Source organism: Nocardiopsis sp. iso_25 (assembly GCF_056173305.1).
In genome coordinates this window covers 4,005,024-4,030,716 of sequence record NZ_CM149667.1, presented here as the reverse complement: position 1 = coordinate 4,030,716, position 25,693 = coordinate 4,005,024, and the positions used below count along the sequence as shown (strand labels likewise).

The following is a 25,693-nucleotide window of genomic DNA, read 5'->3' as shown; positions in this document are numbered from 1 at the left end:
GGGGCACCCGGCTGTCCGCTTCCGGCCACGCATCCGCGCCCGGGCGCCGCGTGTCCGGACGGGCCTCAGCCGCCGTCCGCCCCGCCATCCGGACCAGGCTCCGGTACATCACCCGCCTGCGCCGAGGCCGTCGTGACCTCCCCGCGCAGGCGTGCGGCCCTGGGGTCGGAGAACCCCTCCAGGGCCTGCAGCGCCTCGCGCCAGTGCCCCCTGGCCGTCTCGGCCTCCCCGGAGGCGGCCAGCGCGGAGGCCAGCCGGTCCAGACAGACCGCCAGCCTCCACCGGTCCCGGTACCTGCGGTACGTGCTGACCGCCTGCCGGTAGAACTTCGCCGCTTCCTCGGGGCGCTCCAGTGCCCCGTAGGCCTCGCCCACTCCCTCGAAGGCCTCGGCCTCGCGCACGTGGTCGGCGATCGTGCGGTGCAGGACCGCCGCCTCGTGGAAGCAGGACAGAGCCTCCTCCGTCTGCCCGAGCAGGACGTGGGTCCTGCCGAGTTCGAGGAGCGCGTACCCCTCCCGGACGGTGTGTTCGAGTTCCTGGGCAAGCTCCAAGGCCTTCTGAATGAAACCCAGTGATCGGTCGGCCCGGCCGAGTTCCCGCCAGGCCGCGCTCAACGAGGTCAGACAGGCGAACTCGCTCATTCGGTTGCCGGTCCGCCAGTGGACGGCGATGGCCTGCTCGGCCAGGACCGCCGCCTCCTCCGGCCTGCCCAGGTCGAGGAGGCAGCGGACCAGGTTTCCCTGGACGATCCCCTCCCAGAGCCCGTCCCCGAGGGCCCTGGCAGACTCAAGGGAACGCTCCAGATGGTCGCGGGCCTCACCGAGCCGGTGCTCGCGCAGGTGGACCAGGCCGATGGCGTTCAACGACATGGCCGCACCGAGGGCGTCGTCCAGCTCGCGCCGGAGCTCCAGGGCACGCCCGTGGTGGGTGATCGCGTCATCGGGCAGCTGGGACTGCAGGCATGCGATGCCCAGGCCCTCCTCCAGGTCGGCCTCGACCGAGGGGCGATGTTCGCGTCGCACCGTCTCCAGACCGCGGCGGACAGCGGCGGTCCACTCCGCACCGAGGCTGTGGAAGGCGGGGAAGTGCCGCAGGACCAGGGGAAACCGCCAGACGAGGCCGTCCAGATCATAGGCAGCGGCCGTCGCCGCCGCGGCTATCAGGTTCTTTCCCTCCAGTTCGAACCACCGGACCGCGTCGCCGTTGCCGGTGAAGACGGGACTCTCGTGCGCCCCATCGCGCAGCAGCTCGTCCGGTCCGGGACGCCGCAGGTTGGAGTCGACCACCCCGAGCGCGGCGTACGCGGTGCGCAGGTACCAGGTCAGGAGCCGCTCCAGGGCTTCGTTCCGCGGCCCCGGCTCCTCCCCGTCGCGCACCTGGTCCATCGCGTAGGAGCGGATCAGGTCGTGGAACCGGTAGCGGTCCGGGCCGGTCTGCTCCAGAAGGTGGGCGCCCACCAGGGTGTCCAGGGTGCGCCGGGCCCGACGGGCGGGCAGGTCCGCCAGGGCCGCTGCGGCTCCGGTGCTGAAGTCCCGGCCGGGGTGCAGGCCGAGCAGCCGGAACAGGCGTGCGGCGCCCTCTGGCAGGGCCCGGTAGGACCAGGCGAAGACGGAACGGATCGTGCCGGCCTCCTCCTCGTCATCGGTGGCCAGGGCGTCCCACAGCGAGGACTCGTCGCGAAGGTCCTGGATGAGGTCGGCCAGCGGCATGTGGGGACGGCTCGCCGCGCGCTCGGCGGCGATGCGCAGGGCCAGCGGGAGCTGTCCGCACAGCCGGGCGAGTTCGGCCACCTCCTGCGGGTCGTCCTGCGGCCGGTGGCGGACCGTGACGTGCTCCAGGAGTTCCACCGCCTCGGCGGGATCCAGGGTGCGCAGGGTGAGGCGCTGCGCGCCGTCCCTGACGACCAGGCCGGACAGCCGGTCCCTGCTCGTGACCACGACCGCGCATTCGGAGGAACCCGGCAGCAGCGGGCGGACCTGCGCCGCGGTCGAGGCGTTGTCCAGCAGGATCAGGACGCGTTTCTCGGCCAGAAGGGAGCGGTAGAGGGCGGAGCGGCTGTCGGTGTCGGGGGGAATCGAGCTGGTGGGGACCCCGAACGCACGCAGGAACCGGTCCAGCACCTGCTCGGGCGCCATGGGCAGCCCGGGGCCGTACCCCTGAAGGTCGACGTAGAGCTGTCCGTCGGGAAAGCGGTTCCGGACCCGGTGCGCCCAGCGCAGCGCGAGGGCCGTCTTGCCCACTCCGGCGGTCCCGGCGATGACGTGGACCGTGGTCTCGGAGGGGCCGTCCCCGCCTTGTTCCGCTCCCCGCACCGGCGTGCTGAGGATCTCGAGTTCGCCGGCACGGTTCACGAACCCGCGTACGTCGCCGGGGAGCTGCCGGGGCACCGGGGTGGGGGAGTGGCCCGACCCGTGTCCGTGGAAGTGGACCCCGCCGCGGACGTCGCGTGCCTGGACCGCGCGGCCGGAGACGTCCGCCATCCGCGACCGTGTGCTCTCGGACGGTTCCTTCTCCGGCTCCCCGCCCTGTCGGGGCGTGCCTTTATCGGACACCGGCGATGTCCGCCCCGCCCACCTCGCGGACGAAGTAGTCCTCCAGGGCCTCGGCGGCCGCGTGGAGGGCCGCTATCTCCGACCTGCACCGCGCGGTGACGTCGGGGTCGGCGAATCGGACCGCCCCTCGGAGCACGCCCTGCTCGTCGTAGAGGATCTTGTAGGTCACCTCGTCGCCGAGGGTGACGATCTCCGGAACGGGACGGTCCCGCTCGAAGGACGCGAGCCGTTCGGGAGAAACGACGCGGATGTCCTCGCCGCACTGGGCCCGGACCCGCAGGGAGTGCAGTTCCCAGAGCAGGTAGACGGGGAAGGGCTTCTCCACGACCCGGACCCGGCGGACACCGCACCCCGCCTGGGCGAGACGGGTGAATTCCTTCCGAAGAGCGGGGCGGTTGTCCTCCAACAGGCGCAGGGACTCGTCCCGGCGCCCGTCGATAAAGGCCAGCCAACTCCTGCTTTCCGGTTGATGGAACTCCTGTTGCCGTTCGAGCTTGTAGACGTCGGTGTTCCTGAGCGACCCGAAACGGTTCCTGAAGTCACTGGAGTAGTCGGTGAGCGCCAGGTGATCTCCGGTAAGGGAGTCGATGGTGTCAAGCATCGGGAATATCCGATTTCGCTGAGATCAGTGTGGAACGGGGGATGACGATGAGTCGCTCGTCCTCCGCGATCGCGGCCCCGTTCGGGAGCCGATGGGCATAGGTCCGCGTCAGGTCACGGCCGATCACCGCGATGTCGCCGTTGGAGAGTTCCCAGATGTCGGGGCAGCCGTCGACGTGGTCGGTGTTGCCCAGCTCCGCCGGTGATCTGCCCAGTCTCCGTGCCATGTCCGCAGCGGGATCCGCTTCCCAGGGGCGTGTCATCGTGAGCCCTTCCACGCACTGTTCGGGGGGTGTACGTGCGCCTGACGAAAATAGCACGAAAGCACGTATTCCCTGGGTGATGATCGTGTCGCCCACGGACACTATCGTCTTTCCTTGCCAGGTGTGCCGTGTTCCTTCGAATCCATCCCGGATTGCCGTGTCGCCTGAAGGGCAGGTCAGGGGATGTGTGGTGCCAAGGGTGGTTTTTCGTCTTCTGATGTAGCGGTGAGACTGTTTCTCAGCTTTTGCTGAAGTGGAATGTGGATTGTCCGCATCCGGTCATGGGGCGGGAGGGAGACAAGGGTATTTGGTCCCTGAATTCCCTGTTCGCGGGTAACCTATGGCGGATTCGCATACGAGGTGCGCGCGGTCCCGTCACGGCGCGGGGTCGACGTCGAGCACGTGGACGCCCTCGGCTGAGGAGACCACGATCGTGCCGTCGGGGGTGGCCAGGAGGTCGTGTACCTGTGGCGGCACCGACCAGGGGATGACGGCCTTCTCCGGGGTGTCCGTGTCCAGGAACAGATGACACAACCGTCCTGGAGGCTCCTGTGAGTAGCCCCGGCCCTGGACGAGGACGGCGACCGGACGGCCGCCCCATTCGGTCACCCGCGAAACCAGGACCCACGGGTCGTTCGGGAACACCGGTTCCAGGTCGGGCAGGGTGACGATGTTCCCGGACTCGGCGAGGTAGGTGCGCCCGGCCGCGTGAGCGATCTCGACGTCCCGGCCATCGGGAACCCCGCTGTGCAGACACACCTTTCCCACCCAGGAGCCGTCGTCCGCCCGCTGCACGTAGACGAAGCACTTGTCGACGACGCTGAAGTCCTCGGCCCCGAACTCGACGACCTCCTCTGTGGTGGCCCAAGCCAGGTAGCCGTGCCGAAGAGTGAGCCGCTCACTGATCTCCCGGTAGCGGTAGTGTTCGCAGGCCATGCCGAGGATCGGTTCACTGGTGCCCAGGTCCACCGCCGTCACCGAACGGTGGTAGAGCCCCTCATCGTCCTCGTGTAGGAAGAGCAGGTCACGGCCTCCGCAGCGGCCCAGAGCCAGGGCACACACCTCATAGAAGCGTTCGTCCGTGTAGGTGCGAGGCAGAGCGAAGGTCTTCAGCACGGACCCGTCGCGTACGTCGGCGATCGTCAGGACCTTGGGAGCGACGAACGCCAGGACCGGTTCGGGTCCGAGCCTGGGAAGGTCGACCAGTTGGACGGGAGAGCGGAAGGAGTGTACGGGTCCCAGGGGGCGGCGGCTCGGCAGGTCGAAGGCGGCCGCGAGGAAGCTGTCGTGCGGGAGGCCGGGGTCGGAGTCGTCGTCCACAACGACCAGCAAGGTGTCCCGGACCAGTTGAAGGCGTGCCCCGTGCCAGTCCTCGCCCAGCAGACGCGTCTCGCGCATCGGGTCCCCTCCGTCGGTTCCGGTTCCCCGGCATCGTAGAGCCCTCCGAGGGGCTCCGGTCAGTCGGCGGCCGCGGGCATCCGGAACCTGACCACCGGGACGGTGTCCGTGTCCGCTTCCTCGCCCTGTCCCGGTGACTGTCGTCCGGCGTCCCTGTCGGGGTTCACATGGGCCAGGAGTGCGCCGAAGCCAGCCCAGCCCCCGCCGTCGTGGTCACCGCCACCGGTGAGGTCGTACCAGACGGCCGGAGTCATCGGCGGACCGACCGGGACGGCGCGCACGGGTGCGTCCAGAGCGCGGTCGACTCCCAGGGAAGCGACGGTCTCCACCCCCAGGGCCACGCCCACCGGCGTCGGCCCACCTGTCCGGTAGGGGCTGCGGGTCAGGTCCGTACGGCCTCGGCGGCGGCGCACCTCCATCACGTGCAGTACGCCCCACTCGGTCAGCTCCCGCACGATCGGCACCAGGGCTGACAGGTCCGGCTCCTGCTCCGGCGGATGGTTCACCGTGAGCGTGACGATCTCGCGGACGCCTTCCCGGGTCCGGCGTATCCGCAGAGTGCCGCAGAAGGCGCGTACGCCCTCCGGACGCACTGACGCGGGCGCGCCGGCGAACACCAGCCACGAGGGACGGGGAGACCGGTCCCGGCACAGACCTGTGAGGGAGCTGGTCTCCCATGCCAGAGTGGCGGGTTCGGTGGGGCCGAACAGGGAGGGCACGGCTCCGGCCAGGGTCTCGGTGAGAAGCTCGATCGTCTGGCCCAGGACAAGGTTCGGATCGGCCGGGTGGTCGGCTTTGAGGGTGACCTGGAGTTGGTGGTCGGTCTCCTCCGGAGCCGGTTCGGCCCGCAGCGGGGAGTCGGCCACCGGGGTGCCGGGCGGGTCGGCGATCAGACCGTAGCGCTCGTCCCAGTGCAGCGGGCGGCCGGAGAACCCGTCGCGGAACCCGTCGCCGTCGGCCACCGCCCAGCGGGCCAGGGGCGCGGTCAGCAGGGTCGCCAGCGGTTCGGTGAGGCGCGAGTCCGGGGGCGTGACCAGCTGAAGGGCGCGGCCCTGGCGCGCGTGCGCGGCCAGGGCGTCGGCCAGCCAGACCGAGACCGGAACGACGGGCCGGTCCTCGACCACGACGGCGGCCTCCTCGGTGAGCGCGGCGACCACCGGATGCCCGGTGTCCCGGACGGGCAGCCCGTCGAGCTGCGGCAGGTGTTGCTCCGGCTGCCACACCAGTCCGCCGTACCACTCGACCAGGGTGTCGGCGAAGCGGCGCATCGCCTGCCGGGTGGTCGGGTCCGCCAGACCCGCCTCGGTGGTACGGGCCTCCACCCACCAGGGCTGCGCGGGCAGGGTGTCGGGAAGCGCGGTGTCCAGGAGTCGTTCGGCCTCGGCCGACACCGCGAGCCGCTGGGCGGCGTGCACCGCCGCGACCAGGTGCCCCGCCTCGTCGCGCAGCTGGACGAGCGCGCCGTCGGTGACCAGGCGCACGCGTAGTGACGGCCCTGCCGCGGCAAGGGCGCGTGTCAGCCCGGGGACGCCCGGCGGGTGCTCCAGGAGGGCGACCAGAGTACGGCTCACGGAAAGGGGCTCCTTCAAGAACGGATGTGGGGGGCGTGGCTGGTCTATCCGGTGGCTCTGCCCTCGGCTTCTTCGCGCAGTTTCTCGTGGAGCCAGTCGGGGATGTGCTCCTCGTCGCGAGGGAAGTACTTCAGGTCGTTGGTGAAGCCCCAGGCCGTCGGGAAGAGGATGTGGGGGTCCTCGTCGTAGTTGTAGCGGACCTTGAACTTACCTGGGCGGGTGATGACGTACTCAAGGGAGAACCAGGTTCCCTTGCCGTCCTTGTACATCCCGGCACGGAGGTCGTTGAGTAGTGGTCCGATTTGAGGTGGAGCCCATTCTTTCACCTGTTCACCATTGGTGAACTCTATGATGGTCGATCGGCTCGAATGGTCAATTACTGATTTTTCGGTATGGGTGATCTTCTCCCATCCTTCGGGGACTACTGTCAAGATCGCCCCTCCGACCTCCTTGAGGATATTCTGCTGTTGTTCGTGATTCAGGTGTCCGCGCTTGAAGAATTTGCTTACCAATTTATTTTCCTTTTCATTTGAGTGGTGGTACATTGGAGTATGTGATCGGATCCATTTTCACTCCGTTCAGACTCCACTGGACCACAATCTCGCTCGGGGGTGGAAGTATAGTTTTTTCTTTATTGTTTGGGCCCTTGATCAGGGGCATCTGGGGATCGTATAGATTCGTTATCTTGACGTCGATCTTCGGGTTGCCAGGGTTGAGGGAATATGCTGCTTCCCAGGAGCCGTCGTTGAACCTGGGGTCGGTGAATCCGTGCCAGTCGGATCCTTGTCTGAAGATTCCGCGCCAGGTCCGTTCTATGTTGTAGAAAGATCCCCTGATGCCCCCAAGATCCTCCGTGGCACGGTCGTGGAACGCAGTCAAGGTCCGGTTCTGATTGATGTCGTACCTCATGGGGGTCATGTTGAGGTTCTCGCCTATCCCGAAGAACTGGGAACCGATGAGATGACCCCCTTGGTATTCGATTTCATCGTACTGTGGTACCTCGCCCGGCTCTGGTTCGCGCCCTTCCGTGGCCAGGAAATCCTGTCGGATTTGTTCGTTCAAGAGCTGGAAGTAGTTTTCCCCGGCGTCGCCGACGGCGTCCTGTCTGGATGCGTTCCGCTCGTTCTCCTGTCGGGTCAGGGTTCCTTCGGCCGAGACGGTCCTGCCGAGCCCGTCGGTACGGAACGTGTACCTGTCATCGACCACGTAGGTCATGTCCGGCCGCGGATTCAGGAACTCGGGGTGCTTGGCGCTCCACCCTTCGGAGCCCGCCCGGATCTCCCTGATCGCGCCCTCACCGTCGGTAATGTACTCGGTGGAACGCTGGCCGTCGGCTTCCAGCAGTGTGTAACGGGTGTTCGGCTCGAGCGTGACGCCTTCACCGAAGAGCCTCCCGTCCTGGGGAATGAGCTCCTTGACTGCGGGATCGTCGCTCGTCGAGTCGAGGGGCCGATCCTGTAGCGGAGTGCTGACATCGGGTTCCGGGGAGACACCCGGTACGAGAAGGCTGCCTTCGTCCTCCTTGAGGAGGGAACCCTCGTCTCCCGAGCCATCCGAGTCTGGCGCGCCTTCGTCGGGGCCGGGATCGCCGAGCGGCGGTCCGGAACCGTCGTTGTCTCCTCCTCCACGCCCGTTTCCGGCATCGGTGGCTGCGGTTCCGTCACTCTCCCTGGAAGCGTGGGGGTCCCCGTCCGAATGGGCGTCGGAGGGGGCGTCGCCGACCGGGGTGGTCGGGCTCTCAGCGCTTGGCGCGGAACCATCGTTGACCGGGGCGGCCGCCCAGGGGGCGCTGGAGGTGTCGGCACCGCTGTCCGCGGTGCCGTCATGCAACTCCCGGGCTGTCGGGCCGTCGGCGTCCCGCGGTGCGTCGGCCTCGCTTCCCGCCGGGGTGTCTCCGCCGTTCAGAGCCGTCCCGCCCTCGTCCAGCGAGGGAGTGTTCCCGCTGGGTCCGGTGGGGGCCTCCGGGGACGGTGCCGGAGCGGGTGGACCTGACGGTGTCCCTTCAGGGCTCGGAGCTCCGCCGGACTGGCTCTCCAGACCGGACAGGGACTCGTGCATCCCGCCAATAGCGCTGCCCGGGTCGGACTGGTCCCCGGTGGGAGCGGTGGTGGCCATGCCCACGGTGTCGGTGCCGCGGAGTCCGTTACCAGTGCCGTCCACACTGTGGGTGCCGCGGCCGCCGTCAGGGGAGCCGTTACCGTCGGGCCCCGAGCCCGACCCGGCCCCCGACCCCAGGTCGGGGCCGTCGAGGAAGACCCTGCCCCAGCCCAGGGGAGAAGCCATGAGCGCGACGTTTCCCGCGCCGTTCACGAGGGTGTACTCCGGTCTGCCCTCCCACTCGCTCACCGGAACGATGGCGTCGCCGTACGCCTGCCACGCCTCCTTCGCGTTGTGGTACTGCGCGTCCAGGCTCTCCGGCGCGATCCACTCGCCCTGTCCGTCCGAGCCCGCCAGCGCCCAGAAGCTGCCCTTGGCCTCCTCCCAGTTCGTGAGGAGGTTCTGGCCGTGCTCGGTACCGAAGGGATAGGCGAAACGGCCGTCCCGGTACAGCCCGGTGGTGACACCCAGGCCGACCACCGCACCGACGGCGATGTCGCCCAGGCCCCAGAAGACGTTCTCCAATGCGCCGGGTGGCTCGTCCACCGCGGAACCCCAGGGGTTGGCCTGGTCCACGGGGGCCGAGGCCGTCCCGTACACCTGCCAGGTGCGGTCACCACCGGTGGAGGTCTGGTCGTGCCCGGCCTTGTCGCTGTGGCCGGTGAAGAAAGTACCGCCGTAGTGCTGGCCGATTGCGTTGGCGCAGGCGCGTTCGGCCTCCTGGTACTCGTGGACGGCCGCTGCGACCCGGTTGTTCAGGTCGTTGTTGCGCTCGCGCTCGTCCTCGTCCTCCAGCCACTCCCTGTCCCAGCCCACGTCGGCGCGGAAGGCCTCGGCCTCCGCCTTGAGGCCGGTCAGGCGTGACTTGAGTTCGCGTGCGGTCTCGGCGAAGGTCTCCAGCGCGCTGGCGGCGTCCCTGACGCCGGTCGCGACGGCGGACCCGTCGGAGGAGACCGGGTCCAGGACGCTGAGCAGGGTGTCGGCCTCCGGCGCCACGTAGACGCCGGTGAGGGAGGCCCAGGTGGAGGTGATGCCCTCGCCCGATTCCTCGATGGCCTCGCCGACTGCGCGCAGTCGGCCGACGGCCTCGTCGAGCTCGTCGGGGTCGACATTGGGGATGGGGACCAGGCCGGGGACGATCCCGCCGTCGCCGGCGGGTGCGCACGACTCTGTGGAGAAGGAGGTGAATTCCATGGGGCCTTCGGGGATGGGGGAGGGCAGAGAGCCGGAGGGGCGTCAGGGGAGACGGGGATGGAAAGGGGCACGTTGGCCACGGCGCCTTGCCCGGCGCAGCGCTGAGCCCTGGGGAGCCCCCGGGCGGAGGGTCAGTGCGGCTGGTTCTCGGAAGGCTCGGGCACCGTTCCCGCGTTGGCCTGGGCGTTCTTGGCCATCTCCAGGTTGCCGTTCGCGTAGTGCATCGTGGCCTCGCCCGCGCCCCCGGTGGCGCTCGCGCTCAGGGTGATCATCTCCCCGACGATGCCGAGGAAGTGCGTGCCGAACTCCCCGAGCGCGATGCTGATGGGGACGCTCGAAGCCGCGGAGTTCACCTCCTCCAGACGCGTGCCGAGGTCGGTGTACTCACCGGACAGCCCGGTGGTGCCCTCCTCGTCGCCGATGAGACCGGAGACGTTGCGCAGGACTCCGTTGACCTCGGACACCTGGATGTTCCACGCGGACATGTGGGGGCTCCTTCTCCGTCGGGGGCGGTGGAGGGCGATGGCGGACCGCATGTCTGGTGGCCGCGCACTCACCGAGAGTTCCACAGGGGTGAGACGTTTTCCCATCCTTTGCGTGGTTTCCAAAGGTCAGGTCGGCATGGCGTGGATATGCGCGTATGTGCAGGTGAAGACGAGGAATGACCGGGGAAGCATGAGGAGGGGCGTGAGCCCCGCGTGGCGCACGTCACTTTCCAGGGTGCGTGGTGGAGGAGCTTCTCCCGGGAGTACGCGCAGGTCACGCACATGCGCATCGGCGCTGGGGATATGGCCGGATGCGGTCATCGAGGTCCTGGGCGCCGGGGCCCGAGGGCGGCATCGGTGTCCCAGGCCGCCCCGTAGGGCTGAACACACTTGCCGGTGTTCGTTCCAGATTGGCTCAGGGAAAAATTCTCCGAATTTGATGCTGGAAAGATGCATAGAAGTGAGTCGGACGGGCTACGGTGACTAGCGAAATCCTTTGTGAGAGTCAGGGAGGTGGCGACCGTGCTCCTGCGGTTCCGTGTGGCGAACTGGGCGTCCATCCGGGACGAACAGGAGTTGAGTCTGGTCGCTGCCGACGATCACGAGGACCTCGCGATGCGGGAGATCCCCGGAACCGGGCTGAAGGCGCTGCCCGTGGTCGGGGTCCTGGGCGCGAACGCCTCGGGAAAGTCCAACCTGATGACGGCGATGGCCTACGCGCGCGACGCTGTCCGCTACTCGCACAACCGGTGGCACCCCCGCGGTGGGACCGGCCGTGTTCCCTTCCTCCTCGACGAGGCCGCGGTGGCCAGGCCATCGGAGTTCGCCTTCGACTTCGTCCTCGACGGTGATCGCCACGAGTACGGCTTCGCGGTGGACGACGGCGCGGTGACCTCGGAGTGGTTGTACAGCTGGCCGCGCGGCCGTATGCGGACACTCTTCGAGCGTGAGGGCCAGGAGATCGAGCTCGGCCCCGGCCTGCGTCGGGGCTTCGGGAACCGGACCCGGATGGTTCAGGAGTCCGTCCGTCCCAACAGCCTCTTCGTGTCAGCGGGAGCGGCGGGCAACCACCCGTTGCTCACCAGCGTCTACGACTGGGTCGACCGGATCACGATGGCCTTCGACACGAACGCTCCCGTACGCCTGGACCTGACGTTGCGCATGCTCACGGGGCCCGAACGGGACCTGTGCACCCTCCTGCTCAGATACGCGGACCTGGGGATCACCGGTGTTCGTTCGGAGGAGAAGGAGATGCCCAAGGAGGCCGCGGCGCACTTCGCGGCGGGTTTTCGGGTGCTCCACCCCGAAGGGCCCCCCACGGACCCGGAGGGCTGGCGCCAGTCACCCGAGATCGTCGTCGAGCACCGGACCCCCGGCGGCAGCGTGGAGCTGCCCTACGGCGCGGAGTCCCACGGTACGCACACCTGGCTGGAACTGGTCGGTGTGGTGGTCCGGGCATTGGAACAGGGGCGTGTGCTCGTCGTCGACGAACTGGACGCCCGGCTGCACCCGAACCTGGCCGGACAGCTGGTGCGGCTCTTCTCCGAGCCGGAGACCAACCCCCGTGGCGCCCAGCTCGTGTTCAACACCCACGACGTCACTCTGCTGAGTCGTCGTTCCTTCGGATACCTGACCCGGGACCAGACGTGGTTCACCGAGAAGGGGGCGGACGGAGCCACCGAACTGGTCGCGTTGCGCGAGTACAAGGTGCGCGATGACCGCGATGATGTGGTGAAGAAGTATCTTCTGGGCGCTTTTTCCGCTGTGCCGGTTTTCGATGGCGGCATAAGTGACGAACTCACCCGTCTTGTCGCCGAACGTGCGCTAACGTGCCGGTGTGGCGCCGAAGAAGAAGCGAAACACCTCTCTCAGCCCGAAGAAAACCGGGACGAAGAACCTCAAGCGCAGATATCTCATCTTCTGTGAAGACACCTATGGCGGGACGACCTACTTCACGAAGATGAAGGAGAAGCAGCGCTTCTCGAACGTGTCGATCGACGTCGGTGACAGACACGGAGAGCCGTACGGCCTGGTCCTGGCCGCGCAGAAGAGACAGGAGTCCGCGCACAGGCGGCGCGGGGACCAGGGCACCGAGTACGACGAGGTGTGGTGTGTGATCGACGTCGAGGCACCCCGTCCCCATGACTCGCTGGACCGGGCGATACGCCTGGCGCGGGACAGCGGGATCGAGATCGCCTACGCCAATCCGTGCTTCGAGCTCTGGCTGTACCTGCACCAGAGGGACTCTGCGGGATACCTGACCACGGACCAGGCCATCGCGAAGATGGAGGGGCTGGGGTGTTGTTACAACAGGCGCAAGGACTTCGATCCCGAGCACTTCCTCGGCCAGCCCCAGCAGGAGGCGATCAGACGCGCCGAACTGTTGGAGAAGCGGCACCAGGAGGCCCTCCACCCGAGTAAGAAGAACCCCTGGACGAACGTCCACCGTTTGGTTCGCGGTCTTCTCGACCACGCGTGAGGACGCGGAGTGATCAGAACTGACGCGCGTGGCACGGCGGCGCGCCTTCCGGGCTTTGGCTCCGGAGGAGCGCCGCGCGCACCTGCTCTCGGTTGGGGCGGGGTCAGTGGACCCGGGTGACCTCGCGGACGTCGGTGGAGACCAGGTAGTCCTCGGGGTCCAGGTCCATCGCCTCGCGCTGGGGGGAGTTCCAGTACCGGCGGTTGCGCTCGGCGAAGGACTCGAGGCCGTCGTAGGAGATCTCCCAGATGAAGTGGTGGCTCTCCCGGTCGATCCAGGCGCCGCCGAGGGAGAAGCCGAACTCCAGACGCAGGGGAACGATCTCCTCCCTCCAACGCCGGACCCACTCGTCGAGCAGACCCTCTCGGACGGTGTAGGTGCGTACCTGGGTGGTGACGGCCATGCTGTCGCCTCTCCGAAGTGGTGGACGCGGGATCGATCAGCGCCGGTCCCGCGGGTTCCCGCGCACGTACCCGCCGGTCATGCCTGTGTGAGGTCGTGGTCCCAGCCCGGGCCGGAGGAATGGCATGTACCGGCTTCGGTGGGGCCGGATCCCGGAGGACCTGGCACAGGATCCCGACGCCACCGCGGACCTGCTCGCCGACGAACTTCCCGGGGACGTCGAGGAGGTCTTCGCCCGCCACGGGGTGCGGCTCTTCCCCGACTCCGTCGACGACCTCGACATCCACTGCACCTGGCCGGACCGGGGCATCCCTGCAAACACGGCGTCGCGGTCCTGTACACGTGGGCTTCGGCGCTCGACGACGCCCCGCTGCTGCTCTTCGCGTGGCTGGGAAGGGCCGAGGACGAGGTGGTCGCAGTCCTGGACGCCTCGGGGAGCGGGAGCGGGCCGGGCGGAGAACCGGGAGTGGAGGTGGCGCCGTTGGTCGATCACGTCGCCGACTTCTGGACCGTGGGGGAGCCCGTGCGTCTGTCCCCGCCCCGTTCCTTCGATCCGCTCGCGCACTGGGAGGGTTCCACCCCGGGCGTAGCCTCCCAGCTGGCGCCCGTGTACGAGCGGATCGGCCGTACGACGGGTTGATCGTGTCGCTCCTGACGGGCGGCCGGGCGTGCTCTCGCGCGGGGCGGCGTTCGCCGTGGTCGGTGAACGCGCACAGCGGATGGAGGCCGTAGGTCTTCTTCCAGGTGGGGGCCGCCATCTCCTTGTCGGAGTGGGCGGTGACGAGGGTGGCGTCCCGGCCTCCCCCTCCGTCCTGCCCGGAGTCACGCCGTCGGGGAAACCGGGCGGGGCCGACGTGGGCCAGCGCGGGTTCGTAGGCCCTTGGTGCGGCTCGGTGTGAAGGTGTGCTGCCCGTGGTCGAGGGTAGGCCGGGGAACGAGAGGCGATGGGGAGCGAAGTCAGGCAGTCCTTCTCCGGACGAGGGTGGCGACATGACTTCCCGGATAGAAGCAGGACGTGGGCGGGAACAGTACGCTCACAGGGTCGCCTGGCCACGGCCCCGGTAAGCCAGCGTCCAGTTCGAGGAGTCGATTACGTGCTGATCCGTCTACACGACGCCCTGCGGCTGCGTACCTCGCCGCCGGTATTCTTCGGCGCGGCCGCGGTGGTCATCGTGTTCGTGCTTGTCACCATCATCTTCACCGAGCCGCTGGATGCAGCCGTCACCGTCGCCTCGGACTGGCTGTACGCCAACCTGGGCTGGTTCTACATTCTCGGCCTCACCTTGTTTCTGGTTTTCCTGGTTTATGTTGCCGCCAGCCGATTCGGGCGGGTGAAGCTGGGCCCCGACGACGAAGAGCCCGAGCACTCCGGTCCGGCTTGGTTCGCCATGCTCTTCGCCGCTGGCATCGGTAGCATCCTGATGTTCTGGGGCGTGGCCGAACCCATCAGTCATTTCGGTGATCCGCCGAGGGGGCCGTCCCTGGGCGTGGAGCCGGAGACAGCAGCTGCTGCCGCGGACGCGATGAACTTCACGCTCTATCATTTCACCCTGCACACCTGGGCGATCTTCACCCTGCCAGCGCTGTGCTTCGCCTACTTCATCCACAAGCGGAACCTGCCTCCGCGTGTCAGCTCAATCTTCCAGCCGATTCTCGGTGAGGGGATCCACGGGCCGATCGGTAAGTTCATCGACATCGTCGCCATCGTCGGCACGGTCTTTGGCGTCGCGGTCTCCCTCGGACTGGGTGCTCTGCAGATCAACAGCGGAGTCAACCGTGTGCTCGGCATCCCGGAGAACGCCGTGTGGCAACTGGTCATCATCGGCGTCGTCGGCGGGGCCGCGATGATCTCCGTCGCGTTGGGTCTGGACCGCGGCATCAAACGCCTGTCCAACATAAACATTTGGATGGCCGTGGGTCTGCTGGTGTTCATCCTGCTGACCGGTTCCACTCTCTTCGTGCTCCAGGGAACCATCGAAGCGCTGGGCCGTTACATAGTGAATCTGCCGGAACTGGCCTTGTGGAACGACACCTTCGCCGACACCGGTTGGCAGTCCAACTGGACGGTGTTCTATTGGGCCTGGACGATCAGCTGGTCACCGTTCGTGGGCATCTTCATCGCCCGGATCTCCAAGGGCCGCACCATCCGTCAGTTCATCACCGGAGTACTCCTCATTCCGTCCGGTTTCTCGGTGCTGTGGTTCGGCATCTTCGGGTTCTCCGCTTTCGACATCGAGCTCAACGGTGAGGGCGGCCTGGTCGAAAGTGTCGTGGAGCAGCAGGACGTCCCCGGGGCGCTGTTCACGTTCTTGGAGCACTACCCCGCCACCCCCTTCACCTCGGTGCTCGCCATCGTCCTGGTGGTGGTCTTCTTCATCACCTCGGTGGATTCCGCGGCGCTGGTGACCGACACGATGGCCAACGGCCATGAGGACTTCAACCCGTTGGGGCAGCGCATCTTCTGGGCCGTCGCCATCGCCGTGGTAACCGCCACTCTGCTGGTGTTCTCCGGAACCGGCGGTCTGGGAGCGCTGGAGAAGATCGTCGTCCTCGTCGGCCTGCCGTTCTTCGTGATGGGATACTTCCAGATGTACGCGGTGTACCGAGCTCTTCGGGAAGACGCCGGAGAGCTGCCGGCTATGCGGACACGCAGGTGGAAGAAGGTCCTGCCCCCGGAAGAGTACGAACGCCGCCAGGACGAGGATGAACACGACGTCTCAGAAGTCGTCGTTCAGCCCGAAGCCATCGACGAACCGCCCGTGATGCGTGACCCCTACGTCGACCGGGGCCGGGCGACCGGAGCCCCCGGCACACTCTCGGCACGGACCGGTTCGACAAGGCGCCCCGGCCAGCAGCTGAACCGACCGAATCGGCCGCCGCAGGCCGGAGGTCAGGACCGGAAGGACTCTGATTGAGAGCGTCCGGCGGTAGGGGCGCTGCGGTGGCCGAGCACATGCGTACCGAGTTGGTGGATGACGAGTCGGCCCTGCGAGTAGCTTCGCTCCTGGACGAGGACGGCGACCGGACGGCCGCCCCACTCGGTCATCCGCGACACCATCGTCCACGGGTCCTCCGGGAGCACCGGTTCCAGGTCGGGCAGGGTGATGATGTCTCCGGCTTCGGCGAGGTAGGTGTGCCCGGCCGCGTGAGTGATTTCGACGTCCCGGTCCTCGGGGACCCCGCTGCGGAGGCGGACCTTTCCCACCCAGGAGCCGTCATCCGCCTGTTGTACGTAGATGAAGGACTTGTCGACGACGGTGAGTTCGTCGGGATGGACTTCGACGACCTCCTCGGTGGTGGGCCATGCCAGGTAGCCGTGGCGTAGGGTGAGGCGCTCGCTGATCTCCCGGTATCGGTAGTGCTCGTAGGTCATCCCGGGGACCGGCTCGCCGGTGGCCAGGTCCGTCGCCGACACCCGGCGATCGTCGGTTTCGGCTCCCCAGCACAGTAGTGCTCTTCCCCCACCCGGCCCGGGTCGGGCGGGGCCGTAGAGCGAAGCCCGGGGCGGCCTCGGAGTGGGTGGGAACCAGCCCCACCCGAGCCGCCGGCCCGGCCGAGAATCGCTATCGGGCCGGGTGTACCGGCTGCACCGTCACCGGACAGGCGACGGCGCGCACGGGGACGATCAGCTCCCGGCCCGCTTGGGCGGACGCCCGCGGCGCGGGGGAGACGGTCTCCACGCGGTGACTCCGTCCTCGGTGAGCCCCAGCCGGTTCAGGTAGTCCGCGAACCTCCTCCCAGCCCGGCACCGTCTCCGTGCGCACGGCGCGGGCCGATCCCCGCCCCCACACGGTCGACCCACGGCAGTACCTCGGCCAAGCCCGCGAGCAGCGGGATCACGGTCTCCGTGGGGGCCTGAGGAGGCGCCAGGTTCCGTTCGACGATGTCCACCAACGCCCAGGCGCGGTTACGAGCATCCCATCCGGCCCACCCGAGCATGCTGGTGGGGGCCCCGCGCATCATGCATGTCATCGGCTACCTGTGCTGGCCGGGGGTGATCCCCGAGCAGATCCAGGGCCGGGTCCGCTCTGCCGGGTTCTCCTGAGCGGGGTCCTACGGTGAGGTGAGCCGATCCATCCGGTCGGTGATGTCCAATCGGTGGCACATGCCCTCGAAATGGTCTCTGTCGACGTCGCGGATCAGGGTGAGCACGTCGGAGAGCGTGTCCCGGGCAGCCAGGTCGAGGATGGGCTTGCTCGCCATGTCCGCGTCGCGATGGGAGCTGCCGTGGACGAAGCTGGTCAGCCGCTTGGCCAGTACGGGATTGCTCTTGAGCACGTGCCTGATGGCTCCCGTGAGGTCGGTGGCCTGCTTGGGTGCCTTGAACTGGAGAAAGTGCTCCAGCACTTTGCGGGCGTCGTTGGCGGCCGACGTGAGCAGTCGGAGGTCGGCGCCCACGGACGTGTCGTCGAGGGCGTCCAAGAGGTTGTGCGCGACGTTGTGGAAGACCAGCAGGTACTCGGTCTCCAGAATGACGGATTCGCGGCTGTTCTTGGGATCCACCGGAATCAGGCTCGGTGAGCGTCCAGCCCCACTGGAGTCACCGACGGACCGCATCAGGTGGAAGGTGACCGAGTGGTTGTTGCTCTTGAGATCCTTGTTCCAGTGCCGCAGGAAGGAGGTGTTGTGGGTGAGGACGAAGAGCTGTCGGCACATCCCTCCCTCCGGGTCCAGGTTGCCGATCAGCATGGAGTAGATACCGAACATGAGCTGTTCGTCCAGGCTGGAGACGGGGTCATCCACCACGACGATGGAACGGCTCAGGTCCCCCTCCTTCTCCCTCAGGCTCTGGAGGAAGTAGATCAGCGCGATCGCGGTCTTCTCGCCCTCGCTGAGGTGGCGCGCGGGCTGATCGTGACGCAGAACCTGGTAGCGATCGTCGCGGTACTCGAAGGTCAGATCCGAACGTCGCAGCAGACTACGGATGTCCCCGTTCAGCTTGCTGAGGAAATACTCGGGATCACGTTCCTTCTGGGGTCCTTCGCGTAGAACGGCCTGATGTCCCTTCAGTTCCTCCGAGAGGTCGCTGATCTCCTTCGCCAGTGAGCCCTCCTCGTTCTGGTAGTCCCGGTACGGTCCCACGAGGTCGCGCAGCATGCGCTGGAACTCGCGCTCCGCGGCCTGTTCACGGTCGGCCTCCAGTGTCTGCGTGCGCTGGTTGTGCTCTTCGATGATCTGGTTCATCTCGGCGGTGTCGACGGCCACGCGTTCGATGGCGGAGGGCGGTGGATCAAGAGGGGTGAACATCGCTCCCTTCTTTCGCCGCAGTAGGTCGGCGAGACCTTCCAGACCGTTCTGGAACGTATTGATCGAGCTCGCGACCCTCTTGGCTGTCTGCTCGTAGTCCCCGCGCAGGTCCTCGAAGAACTCCGTCCGCCGAGGCAGGTCGTGGGAGAACCGTGAGGCCTGCTCCCGGAGCAGGCCTGTCTTCGCGAGAGCGCGATCGAGGTCCGCCAGAAGCCGTGTGTACCCTTCGTCGAAGTGGTGCTCCAGCCGCCTCCGGCGATCATCGTCGAGCTCGCCCTCGCAGAACAGGCAGGTGTCGAGTCCCTCATGCAGTTCTAGGCCCTCACGAACCCAGAATTCGTGCCGGGAACGGTCCCTGAGCGTTCCGATCACCTCGGAAGTCACGGTGCGTGTCACCAGGGCACCGACTTCGGAGCAGAGACCGTCGAGGGACAGTTCGGTGGAGCTGACCGGGCTGATCCGCTCCTGGGAGGCACCACCGAGCAGGGTCCGGTCCTGACCGAAGGTGTCCTCAAGGTTTCGCCAGGGGGTCAGCGGCTGCTCCAGGGCCTTCTTGACGTGGCTCTTGTTGAAGTGCCGCGGGAAGCGGCTGCTCACAGCGCTGAGCTGTTTGGCGACCCGGCCTCCCAGGTCGGTGCAGAGCTTCTCCCGCTTGCTCTCGACCGAACGCCGCTTCTTCCTCAGGGATTTCAGTTCGGGTGTCAGGCGCTCGATCTCGGCCTGGGCCGCGTCCCTGCGCTCCTTCTGCTCGACTTCGAGCTCACCCAGGTACAGCAGTGCGGGTGCGTCCGGGCCAGTTGTCTCGTCGTCATTGGCGTCGAAGCGCAGATTACGCCGAACGTACTCGGCGTTGAAGAGCCGCACGTTGTCCCAGATCCAGTGCCCGGGGCCGTCGATTGTGTCGGTCTTCTTCGGGTCGGCACCCGGCTGGATCACGGCCTTCATGCCGTGTGACCATTGCTTATCTTTGGGGACACCGCTGAGTAGTTCCGCGAAGGTGCTCTTTCCCGTGCCGTTGGGGGCATAGACCAGGTTGAGCCTCGCGAAGACGTTGACGTTGTCGTGCGGCCTCCAGTTCTGGTAGCAGCGGAAGTCCTTGACATGGGTGATGCGCTTGATCAATGAGGTGTCCTAGCAAGGCGCGGTTGCCGGGGAGTCCCACCATGCCAGAGATTCCGTTGTGGTGCGTGCGTTTTTCGTAGTGAATGACATCAATGTGCGGAACCGTGAGAGCAAGGAGTGAGTGATGTTCATGTCACTGAATGCTGCCGAACAGGCGATCGAATTTCTGCTCTGGGGTCAGTTTCTTATCGCTGGGTGCGCGTGCCCCGGCACCGAAGGGCGAGCCCGTGCTGCGGAGAGCCAGAGCGATCCCTGGATGGAGTACGTTTCGTTGCCATGATGTTCCCTACGGGGGCTTTTCCATTCTGGCCCCAGGGCGGTAAGGATGGTCACCTTGTTGCGATTCCCGCGGCTCGGGTGCTGACTTTCCGGGTGGCATCGGGAGCGGTGGGGTGGAGAAGGGGCAGGGGTGCGGTGCGGGCAGGCCAGAGCGACACACGCAAGGTGCAGACCGCTGTGGTGGGAGGGGCGCGCTCCCAGGAGGCCACGCAGATGCCGGAAGGACGGCAGGAGGCGCTGCGCTACCAGAGCAGGTACGTCGGAAACAGCTTCTGGTGCGGCTACTGGCTCGGTGGATGCGGCAAGCGGTTGACCACACGGGTCGGCCAGGAGCGCATCCCCCACTTCGCGCACATCCCCGACGCCGTCAAACCACACAGGTGCCATCGCCAGCACACCGACGGTGACAGCGCCGACCACCTCTACATCGTGCGTGACCTGAGGCGCTGGCTGTCCACGCAACAGGGTGTGGCCGCGCGCAAGGCCGTGCTGACCGGTGACTTCGAGGCGGGCGGAACCTGTCGGGAGGCGGTGATCGACACCGTTTCCGGAGAAGGCCGTATCACGGTCCACTTTCAGACTCCGGGCAAGTCGAAGCCCCACACACCGAACCACCTGACCTGGCACACCCGGTTGTACGGATCCAAGGTCTCAGGTGACCGGGTGGTGGTCCAGGACCGGGGATACGGTCTGGTCCTCAGACTCAGCGCCAGCGGGAGCGGCGGGAGCAGATACCGCACGGAGGTCGGCACCCTCCGAGGCAAGAGGACGACATGGGTCAACCTCGAGAAGTGTGTTCTCACCAAATGGGGGCTTACCACACCGGACATGCCCAAGGCCGGAGTGAGTAAGCCCGCGCCCGCTCCGGAACTCAAACCCGAACCCGCACCCGAGGCACCGCCGCTCACCCGGTTGCCCTTGGACGTGGAACAGATCATCGTGCGTCCCCGATCCAGGGGCACCATCGTGGAGAAGACGACCGCGCCACCCGGCCACTCCTTTCTCCTTCCCGTCGACGTCGAGGTCCCTTTGGAGGGGGGCACCCGCGAAGCGGCCCTGTGGTTTCCCGACCGGGTGGGCACACTGAAGAAAGGCGCCCCTCACCGGCTCGTGCCTCCCGCGTGGATCGAGGTGGACAAGAAGACGGACGCCCGGTGGCACCTGTGTGGGCAAGGGCTCACCCGGCTGGAAGAGCCCGACCCACCGAAACGGGAACCCGCCAGACCTCCCAAAGCGAGCGTCAAGCAGCCCGACGCTGCCGAGTACCAAGATTCACAACCGCTGGAGAAACCGCAGAAAAAGCCTGATGATCAACCATCGCAGCCCGACCCGGAAACGCTTCGGAACCTGCTGGCGTCGCTCTCCGACCTCGTCGACCGGTTGACTCCGGAGAAGCGGACCGCGGAGGGCGAAGACTCTCCTCGACAGTGGCCGCTCCTCGCCTTGGCCGAGGTGGGATCCGCGTCCGATTCCCCGGAGACGCACGATGGTCTGGTCTACGCCTTGGAGCTTCTTGAGAGCCTCGGGGAGCGATGGCTCGCCGTGTGCCTCGCGGACGTGTTCACGCGCCGTTACTTCCCCGCGAGCGAGAAAGCCGAGCGTAAGTGGAGCGCAGAGGCCCGTAAACGGGTGCTCGCCACGATGGTCGCCCGGCCGGAGGTACGGCAACAGCCCGCACGGAGCGATGACCGGGAGACCGCACGTCTGCTCCTGTGTGCTCTGGGGGTGCTCGCCCTGCGGGGGCAGGAGACAGAACTGCGTTCCCTGGTGGAGCGTGCCTGCGGTGAACTTCTCGACGCGCTGCGGTGGCAACAGATCGGGTGGAAGGATTTCGTCTCCGAACGGTTGGGGAAGGACCACCACACGATCAGTTGCGGCAAGTTCCGTGAAAAGCCACTGGTGTTCCGAGCAGTGGTCAGGGACGACCGGGGTCGTGCGGCGGAGGGGCAGGCGCAGACGAAGAAGAGCGCGATCACCGTGGCCGCCCAGAACTTCGCCAAGGAACATCTGCTGCACAGCTATGACTGGTGGCCGCCGACCGGCGCCGCACACAGGCCGGAGGAAGTCGACGCGCCATCCCCAACTCCAGGTGAGGTTCCGGACCACCACCAGAGTCAGGCACTGGAGAGGCTCCGATCCCTGGGCCTGCCGGAACGCGGTGCGGAACGGGTCCTCCAGGGGATCGGCGACAAGCTGGACAGCCTGACACGGTCGGACGGGGTGTTCCAGACGGACACCTGCTTCCACTACGCGGTTGTGCTGGGGGAATTGCTGCGTACGCACACCCACGCCGTTGAGGTCTTCGGGCGGACCACAGCCCTCAGCCGGGAGGAGGACCGTGCGCCTGACCCCCTGGAGAAGAGGACGTGGCACGCCATGGTGCGTGAATGCTTTGGGAAAGGCCTGTCCGCTGGAAATCTCCGGCAGAGAAAATCCCTGCTCACGGCGCGTCTGGTGGGCTCCTGGGTGGAGACCGGTCGCCAGGGCAGGATGGAGGTCGTCAACGTCGTTGCGGAGAGCTCGAAGCCCGTGCCGTTGCGGCCGGACGAACCCTCCCGAGAGCGCCCGGGTACGAGGACGACGACCGAAACCGACTTCTCCCAGTTGTGCGCCATGCTCGGTCTCACGTACAGCGTCAAGGCCACGCGCATGAGTGGCACCCCCCAGAACTGGCAGACCTACTTGCTGCTTCGACACCCGGTGCTGGGTGAGGCGGAGGGGCCGCGAGTCCCTGGTGCGTCAAGTACTGATGTCGACAGCGCTATCACCGGTGTGACGGAGATCCTGGACCGGATCGGAGAGCCGGTGGAGTGGGACCTCACCCCTGACCAGATTCCACCCGCTCGGTTGCTGCTCGGTCTACAGTTCGGGCTCGTTCCCCTGACATCCGGTCAGGAGCGTGCTGACTGCCTGGAACAGGGATACCTGGGCGCGGGCCTGCTGCGCACTGGAAACACCGAAGGGTTCCGCGTCTGGGCGCGGCAGGCGGAACAGCTCTGCGGGGAGCCCGATGAGAGGCGGCTCGGGGCTCTGGCGGCCTACTACGGAGAGGCTGCGCGGAAGGAAGAGGCCGCAACACCCCGGGCTCTGAGCAGGGTGTGTGCTCGGTTGGCTCTCGGCTTGGACCAGGCCGCCATGACGCCGGAGTCCAAGGTTCTGCCGAACGACACGGGTGAGCTGGTCGAGGGTCTCGTTCAGATCGCCAGGATCCTCCGGAGCATCAAGGAGATGAAGGCGTACTCCGGGGTCCTGGATGTGGCGCAGCGGCTTCCAGGGGTGTCCGAGACGTGGGTGCGCTTCGGTCCGCCCGCTCGTCCGAGCGGGTACGGCAAGCCCGAGGTGACCGTCGCCCTGCGTGAGGCCCAGGGGCTCGCCTTCCTCGTGTGGGCCCTGGGCAGGGCGGAGGACGGCCGTCCCGCTGGGATCGACATCCGACAGGAGCCTGGCGGGACGAGGGTCACCATGACCAGGGTGCCCGACCGCTTCCGCGCTCCTTCACGGGCCATGATCGACATGGTGTTGGACTTGGTGCCCTCTCTCCGGCTGGACGTGAGCGCCAGCAAACGCATGGCGAAGGTCGCCCCCGGACTCCTTCGCGGCGGCTTGGCCCAGCTCGGGGTGGACGCCTGGCAGGTGTCCGGGTACCCGGTCGCGCAGATGGGGTGGTTGGCGAACAGGCTGGGGCGTCTGCTGGCCTGGAAGGCCGGGGCCTACCGCACTCGGGCGCCCTTCGACTCGGAGGGGTGGCGCGAGGTCCGCAACGTTCTCGCCGAGATCACGTAGGGGTTGTTGGCGGACAGCGGTCGATGCCCTCAGGGAGGGGCGCCGACCGCTGTTGGACGGGCTCCGGTACCAGCGGAGACAGGTACAAAGGGGCAGCTGAGGTCAAACAGAGGACTGACGCTCTCGTGCGTGTGGTCCGCTGACTCCCGAGAGACGACCAGATTCCCGGACACCGTCCGCTGCTACTGCACGAGGCACCCGGCACGAGACATGGTCCTCATCCTCGTGGTCCTGCTCGTCGGCCACTTCATGGCCTACCGCCTGGAACACCCGCCGCTTCCCCAGTTCGCCCGGGAACCGGGGCGCTCGCCTATCCCGGCCCGGCAGCCTTCCACGAGGACGAGGCCGTTATCTTCTTCGGACGCGCCGCCCGGACCACCGAGGCCATGCGCCGTCTCAACGGGGTCGGTGCCGACCCCCACGAGCGCTTCCTGGCCGTCATCGGCGCCTCCGGCAGCGGTAAGTCCTCCCTTGCCCAGGCCCGGACTCCTGCCACGACTGCGGAACTAACGCTGGAACGTGCTGTTCGTCATGGTGCCCGGGGCCGACCCAGTCGGGGCACTGGCCGAAGCCCTGGCCGCGGCCACCACTGTTCATGCGCAGGCCGACTCCTACGTCCGCCGCCCTCCAGGCCCGCCACCCGCACCTGGTCATCTGGTTCGGCGAGAGCACCATGTCCTACTGGGTGGCCTCCTCCGCCGGACTGCCCGAAATCCCTGGCGCCGGAATCCTGGAACGGCTCCTGACAGCGGGACCGGCCCGCCACTGAACACCGCCCTGCTCCATGAGCGATTCGAGCTTGGGCGGGCCCGACCAGGGGTTGGTCTGGGCGGCACCGAATTCGGCGCCGCCCAGACCGGTGAAGACCACTGTCATCCACGCGGCGTCCTCACCGCGTGAGGACGAGGTCAGGAGCGGACGGACACGGGGCGGCCCCGTCGTCCGCGGGGGGCTCGGGCGGCCCCGCACACGACGGGCTCCGGGCGTCCCTGAGGGTCCTTCTCAGAGATCCTCGCCGATCCCCTCCAACGCCATGATCATCGGAGTCGCCTGGTTGGAGGCCCTGCCAGCGAGGTCCAGGACTTCGGAGGAGGCATCCTCTCCGGGCTTCTCCGTGGAGAGCCGGAGGACGGATCGCTGGTTCTCCAGCATCAGTTCGATGAACCGGGCGTCCTGCTGTCCGCCTTCCAACGAAGGGAAGCCCTCCAGATCCTGAGGGTCGAGGAAACCGTCTCCCTCGGGGCTCGCGGCCGCGTCGAACTCGGTCTCCGGGCTCTTCCCCCATTCCTGCAGGAGCTGGACCAGCTCCTGTTCCTCGCGCACGAAATCGGTCGCCAGGCCGGATGACATCTGCTGGATCCGAGGGTTGTCCCCTTCATAGGAGTTGAGGACGTGCAGTGACTGGCGTCGGTGCAGCAACAGGTCCTGGACGAACTCCACATCCGACTCGACGAAGGGGGCCGGAGACTCCATCCCGTACATCGTGGGATCTGCCACGGCCTCCTCCCGGACGTCCTCCTCCGCGCTGTCGGGGCGCAACAAGAAGACGAGCGCGACCAACGACACGCAAACCAGGCAGGCGAGGACCGCCCTGGGGGCGGGACCCCGAAAACGGTCCAGCAGTCGTGGTTCCCTGCGATCTCGCATGTCAGTTCCCCATGAGGGTCAGGAACACATGGGTGAAGAACCATGTGAGCGGAATGATGAGGAGTACGGGGGTGACGCATCCTGCTCCCGCCGCGGCGCAACCACCACGCGGGCCCTCGTCGGACCCTCTCATGACCATCAGGGCCAACCACGCGCTCGCGAACCCGGTCACCGTGGCCGCGGGAATCGCGCCGAGGCCGCCCATGAGAAAGGCGAGGTAACCCAGAGGCACTGAGCAGAACCCGATGGACGTGCTCAGCAGGACCTGGACGTATTCCTCGTGGGGTGTGAGCACGGCCCGCAGCCACACGACGACGGCGAGGGCGAGGCCGAACCCGGACAGCCCGGGGAAGGCCCAGCGAAGGTCGGGGGAGTACTCGGAGAGCACTTCCACGGCCCATCCCGCGTTGACGGCGAGAGCTGCGGGGACAGCCATGACGGTGATGTTCGAGAGCACGGTCCTCGGCAGCCCCGCGAAGACCGACACGAGGACTCCGAGCAGTCCGACGAGACCGCCGAGGCACATCCCGAGCGTGAAGTCGCTAATCGGCATGGGGATTCCCTGGAGAGAGGT

Annotated in this window: 21 protein-coding genes and 1 pseudogene; 8 read left to right on the top strand and 14 right to left on the bottom strand. The window is 67.2% G+C overall.

All coding sequences use genetic code 11. The annotated features are described in order from the left end of the window. Positions 1 to 65: 65 nt before the first annotated feature. The 8 genes from AC0VX6_RS17410 to AC0VX6_RS17375 all read right to left on the bottom strand — a co-directional run bounded on the left by AC0VX6_RS17410 (position 66) and on the right by AC0VX6_RS17375 (position 10,160). Positions 66 to 2,480 carry an ATP-binding protein gene (locus tag AC0VX6_RS17410; protein ID WP_475465243.1) on the bottom strand — a complete coding sequence of 805 codons (2,415 nt, stop codon included), beginning with the start codon at positions 2,478 to 2,480 and terminating at the stop codon, positions 66 to 68. A gap of 61 nt (positions 2,481 to 2,541) precedes the next feature. Further along, positions 2,542 to 3,153 carry a DUF6879 family protein gene (locus tag AC0VX6_RS17405; RefSeq protein WP_212643863.1) on the bottom strand — a complete coding sequence of 204 codons (612 nt, stop codon included), beginning with the start codon at positions 3,151 to 3,153 and terminating at the stop codon, positions 2,542 to 2,544. Next, complete coding sequence (locus tag AC0VX6_RS17400; protein WP_212644391.1) at positions 3,146 to 3,415, bottom strand: hypothetical protein; 270 nt, start codon at positions 3,413 to 3,415, stop codon at positions 3,146 to 3,148. Before AC0VX6_RS17400 ends, AC0VX6_RS17405 begins: the two co-directional genes overlap by 8 nt. Positions 3,416 to 3,790: 375 nt before the next feature. Further along, complete coding sequence (locus AC0VX6_RS17395) at positions 3,791 to 4,813, bottom strand: hypothetical protein (RefSeq protein WP_475465241.1); 1,023 nt, start codon at positions 4,811 to 4,813, stop codon at positions 3,791 to 3,793. Positions 4,814 to 4,872: 59 nt separating this feature from the next. Next, complete coding sequence (locus AC0VX6_RS17390; protein ID WP_475465240.1) at positions 4,873 to 6,384, bottom strand: DUF6177 family protein; 1,512 nt, start codon at positions 6,382 to 6,384, stop codon at positions 4,873 to 4,875. A 44-nt stretch (positions 6,385 to 6,428) separates the two neighbouring features. Further along, positions 6,429 to 6,929: a hypothetical protein gene (locus AC0VX6_RS17385; RefSeq protein ID WP_475465238.1), complete on the bottom strand. Its 501-nt coding sequence runs from the start codon at positions 6,927 to 6,929 to the stop codon at positions 6,429 to 6,431. Then, positions 6,910 to 9,675, bottom strand: coding sequence for a DNA/RNA non-specific endonuclease (locus AC0VX6_RS17380; protein WP_475465237.1), 2,766 nt, complete (start codon positions 9,673 to 9,675; stop codon positions 6,910 to 6,912). Before AC0VX6_RS17380 ends, AC0VX6_RS17385 begins: the two co-directional genes overlap by 20 nt. A 131-nt stretch (positions 9,676 to 9,806) precedes the next feature. Continuing rightward, entirely contained in the window at positions 9,807 to 10,160 is a 354-nt protein-coding gene (locus tag AC0VX6_RS17375) for a DUF6507 family protein (protein WP_475465235.1), read from the bottom strand. 513 nt (positions 10,161 to 10,673) lie between these two features. Here AC0VX6_RS17375 and AC0VX6_RS17370 point away from each other — a divergent pair. Together AC0VX6_RS17370 and AC0VX6_RS17365 are read left to right on the top strand one after the other, a co-directional pair. After that, positions 10,674 to 12,086, top strand: a complete 1,413-nt coding sequence (locus tag AC0VX6_RS17370; protein ID WP_475465234.1) for an AAA family ATPase — start codon at positions 10,674 to 10,676, stop codon at positions 12,084 to 12,086. Between the two features lie 34 nt (positions 12,087 to 12,120). Further along, positions 12,121 to 12,639 (top strand): RloB family protein, encoded by a 519-nt coding sequence (locus AC0VX6_RS17365; protein WP_475465232.1) that lies wholly within the window; start codon positions 12,121 to 12,123, stop codon positions 12,637 to 12,639. Positions 12,640 to 12,742: 103 nt separating this feature from the next. On the opposite strand, the gene AC0VX6_RS17360 is transcribed toward AC0VX6_RS17365, so the two are convergent. Next, positions 12,743 to 13,042, bottom strand: coding sequence for an NIPSNAP family protein (locus tag AC0VX6_RS17360; protein WP_475465230.1), 300 nt, complete (start codon positions 13,040 to 13,042; stop codon positions 12,743 to 12,745). 480 nt (positions 13,043 to 13,522) lie between these two features. Here AC0VX6_RS17360 and AC0VX6_RS17355 point away from each other — a divergent pair, with 480 nt between their 5' ends. Together AC0VX6_RS17355 and AC0VX6_RS17350 are read left to right on the top strand one after the other, a co-directional pair. Then, positions 13,523 to 13,681, top strand: coding sequence for a hypothetical protein (locus tag AC0VX6_RS17355; protein WP_475465228.1), 159 nt, complete (start codon positions 13,523 to 13,525; stop codon positions 13,679 to 13,681). 454 nt (positions 13,682 to 14,135) lie between these two features. Continuing rightward, on the top strand, positions 14,136 to 15,956 hold the full coding sequence (locus AC0VX6_RS17350) for a BCCT family transporter (RefSeq protein ID WP_274973721.1): 1,821 nt from the start codon (positions 14,136 to 14,138) through the stop codon (positions 15,954 to 15,956). On the opposite strand, the gene AC0VX6_RS17345 is transcribed toward AC0VX6_RS17350, so the two are convergent. Both AC0VX6_RS17345 and AC0VX6_RS17340 read right to left on the bottom strand, forming a co-directional pair. Next, on the bottom strand, positions 15,932 to 16,456 hold the full coding sequence (locus AC0VX6_RS17345) for a hypothetical protein (RefSeq protein WP_475465227.1): 525 nt from the start codon (positions 16,454 to 16,456) through the stop codon (positions 15,932 to 15,934). The genes AC0VX6_RS17350 and AC0VX6_RS17345 overlap by 25 nt on opposite strands. 299 nt (positions 16,457 to 16,755) lie before the next feature. Continuing rightward, complete coding sequence (locus tag AC0VX6_RS17340; RefSeq protein ID WP_475469390.1) at positions 16,756 to 16,980, bottom strand: DUF7008 domain-containing protein; 225 nt, start codon at positions 16,978 to 16,980, stop codon at positions 16,756 to 16,758. Between AC0VX6_RS17340 and AC0VX6_RS17335 the strand changes: the two genes are divergently transcribed. After that, positions 16,925 to 17,086: a hypothetical protein gene (locus AC0VX6_RS17335; RefSeq protein ID WP_475469474.1), complete on the top strand. Its 162-nt coding sequence runs from the start codon at positions 16,925 to 16,927 to the stop codon at positions 17,084 to 17,086. The two genes, AC0VX6_RS17340 and AC0VX6_RS17335, sit on opposite strands and share 56 nt — an antisense overlap. Positions 17,087 to 17,094: 8 nt before the next feature. On the opposite strand, the gene AC0VX6_RS17330 is transcribed toward AC0VX6_RS17335, so the two are convergent. Then, entirely contained in the window at positions 17,095 to 19,410 is a 2,316-nt protein-coding gene (locus AC0VX6_RS17330; RefSeq protein ID WP_475465225.1) for an AAA family ATPase, read from the bottom strand. Between the two features lie 444 nt (positions 19,411 to 19,854). On the opposite strand from AC0VX6_RS17330, the gene AC0VX6_RS17325 reads away from it, so the two are divergent. From AC0VX6_RS17325 to AC0VX6_RS17315, 3 genes and pseudogenes are all read left to right on the top strand, one after another. Beyond that, positions 19,855 to 23,472, top strand: coding sequence for a competence protein CoiA family protein (locus tag AC0VX6_RS17325; protein ID WP_475465223.1), 3,618 nt, complete (start codon positions 19,855 to 19,857; stop codon positions 23,470 to 23,472). Between the two features lie 161 nt (positions 23,473 to 23,633). Beyond that, positions 23,634 to 23,942, top strand: a pseudogene (locus AC0VX6_RS17320) (nSTAND1 domain-containing NTPase); the annotation flags it as partial. Positions 23,943 to 24,067: 125 nt separating this feature from the next. Continuing rightward, positions 24,068 to 24,241: a hypothetical protein gene (locus AC0VX6_RS17315; protein ID WP_475465222.1), complete on the top strand. Its 174-nt coding sequence runs from the start codon at positions 24,068 to 24,070 to the stop codon at positions 24,239 to 24,241. 233 nt (positions 24,242 to 24,474) lie between these two features. Here AC0VX6_RS17315 and AC0VX6_RS17310 read toward each other — a convergent pair whose 3' ends face one another. Together AC0VX6_RS17310 and AC0VX6_RS17305 are read right to left on the bottom strand one after the other, a co-directional pair. Then, positions 24,475 to 25,038 carry a DUF305 domain-containing protein gene (locus AC0VX6_RS17310; RefSeq protein ID WP_475465220.1) on the bottom strand — a complete coding sequence of 188 codons (564 nt, stop codon included), beginning with the start codon at positions 25,036 to 25,038 and terminating at the stop codon, positions 24,475 to 24,477. An 82-nt stretch (positions 25,039 to 25,120) separates the two neighbouring features. Next, on the bottom strand, positions 25,121 to 25,672 hold the full coding sequence (locus AC0VX6_RS17305; protein ID WP_475465219.1) for a hypothetical protein: 552 nt from the start codon (positions 25,670 to 25,672) through the stop codon (positions 25,121 to 25,123). Between the last annotated feature and the right edge of the window lie 21 nt (positions 25,673 to 25,693).

Coding starts and splice junctions, on each gene's coding strand:
- AC0VX6_RS17410 (WP_475465243.1), bottom strand. CDS start 2,480: ATGGCGGACGTCTCCGGCCGCGCGGTCCAGGCACGCGACGTCCGCGGC.
- AC0VX6_RS17315 (WP_475465222.1), top strand. CDS start 24,068: ATGCGCAGGCCGACTCCTACGTCCGCCGCCCTCCAGGCCCGCCACCCG.
- AC0VX6_RS17305 (WP_475465219.1), bottom strand. CDS start 25,672: ATGCCGATTAGCGACTTCACGCTCGGGATGTGCCTCGGCGGTCTCGTC.
- AC0VX6_RS17335 (WP_475469474.1), top strand. CDS start 16,925: ATGTCCACCAACGCCCAGGCGCGGTTACGAGCATCCCATCCGGCCCAC.
- AC0VX6_RS17360 (WP_475465230.1), bottom strand. CDS start 13,042: ATGGCCGTCACCACCCAGGTACGCACCTACACCGTCCGAGAGGGTCTG.
- AC0VX6_RS17365 (WP_475465232.1), top strand. CDS start 12,121: ATGAAGGAGAAGCAGCGCTTCTCGAACGTGTCGATCGACGTCGGTGAC.
- AC0VX6_RS17375 (WP_475465235.1), bottom strand. CDS start 10,160: ATGTCCGCGTGGAACATCCAGGTGTCCGAGGTCAACGGAGTCCTGCGC.
- AC0VX6_RS17340 (WP_475469390.1), bottom strand. CDS start 16,980: ATGCTCGGGTGGGCCGGATGGGATGCTCGTAACCGCGCCTGGGCGTTG.
- AC0VX6_RS17380 (WP_475465237.1), bottom strand. CDS start 9,675: ATGGAATTCACCTCCTTCTCCACAGAGTCGTGCGCACCCGCCGGCGAC.
- AC0VX6_RS17385 (WP_475465238.1), bottom strand. CDS start 6,929: ATGTACCACCACTCAAATGAAAAGGAAAATAAATTGGTAAGCAAATTC.
- AC0VX6_RS17405 (WP_212643863.1), bottom strand. CDS start 3,153: ATGCTTGACACCATCGACTCCCTTACCGGAGATCACCTGGCGCTCACC.
- AC0VX6_RS17400 (WP_212644391.1), bottom strand. CDS start 3,415: ATGACACGCCCCTGGGAAGCGGATCCCGCTGCGGACATGGCACGGAGA.
- AC0VX6_RS17395 (WP_475465241.1), bottom strand. CDS start 4,813: ATGCGCGAGACGCGTCTGCTGGGCGAGGACTGGCACGGGGCACGCCTT.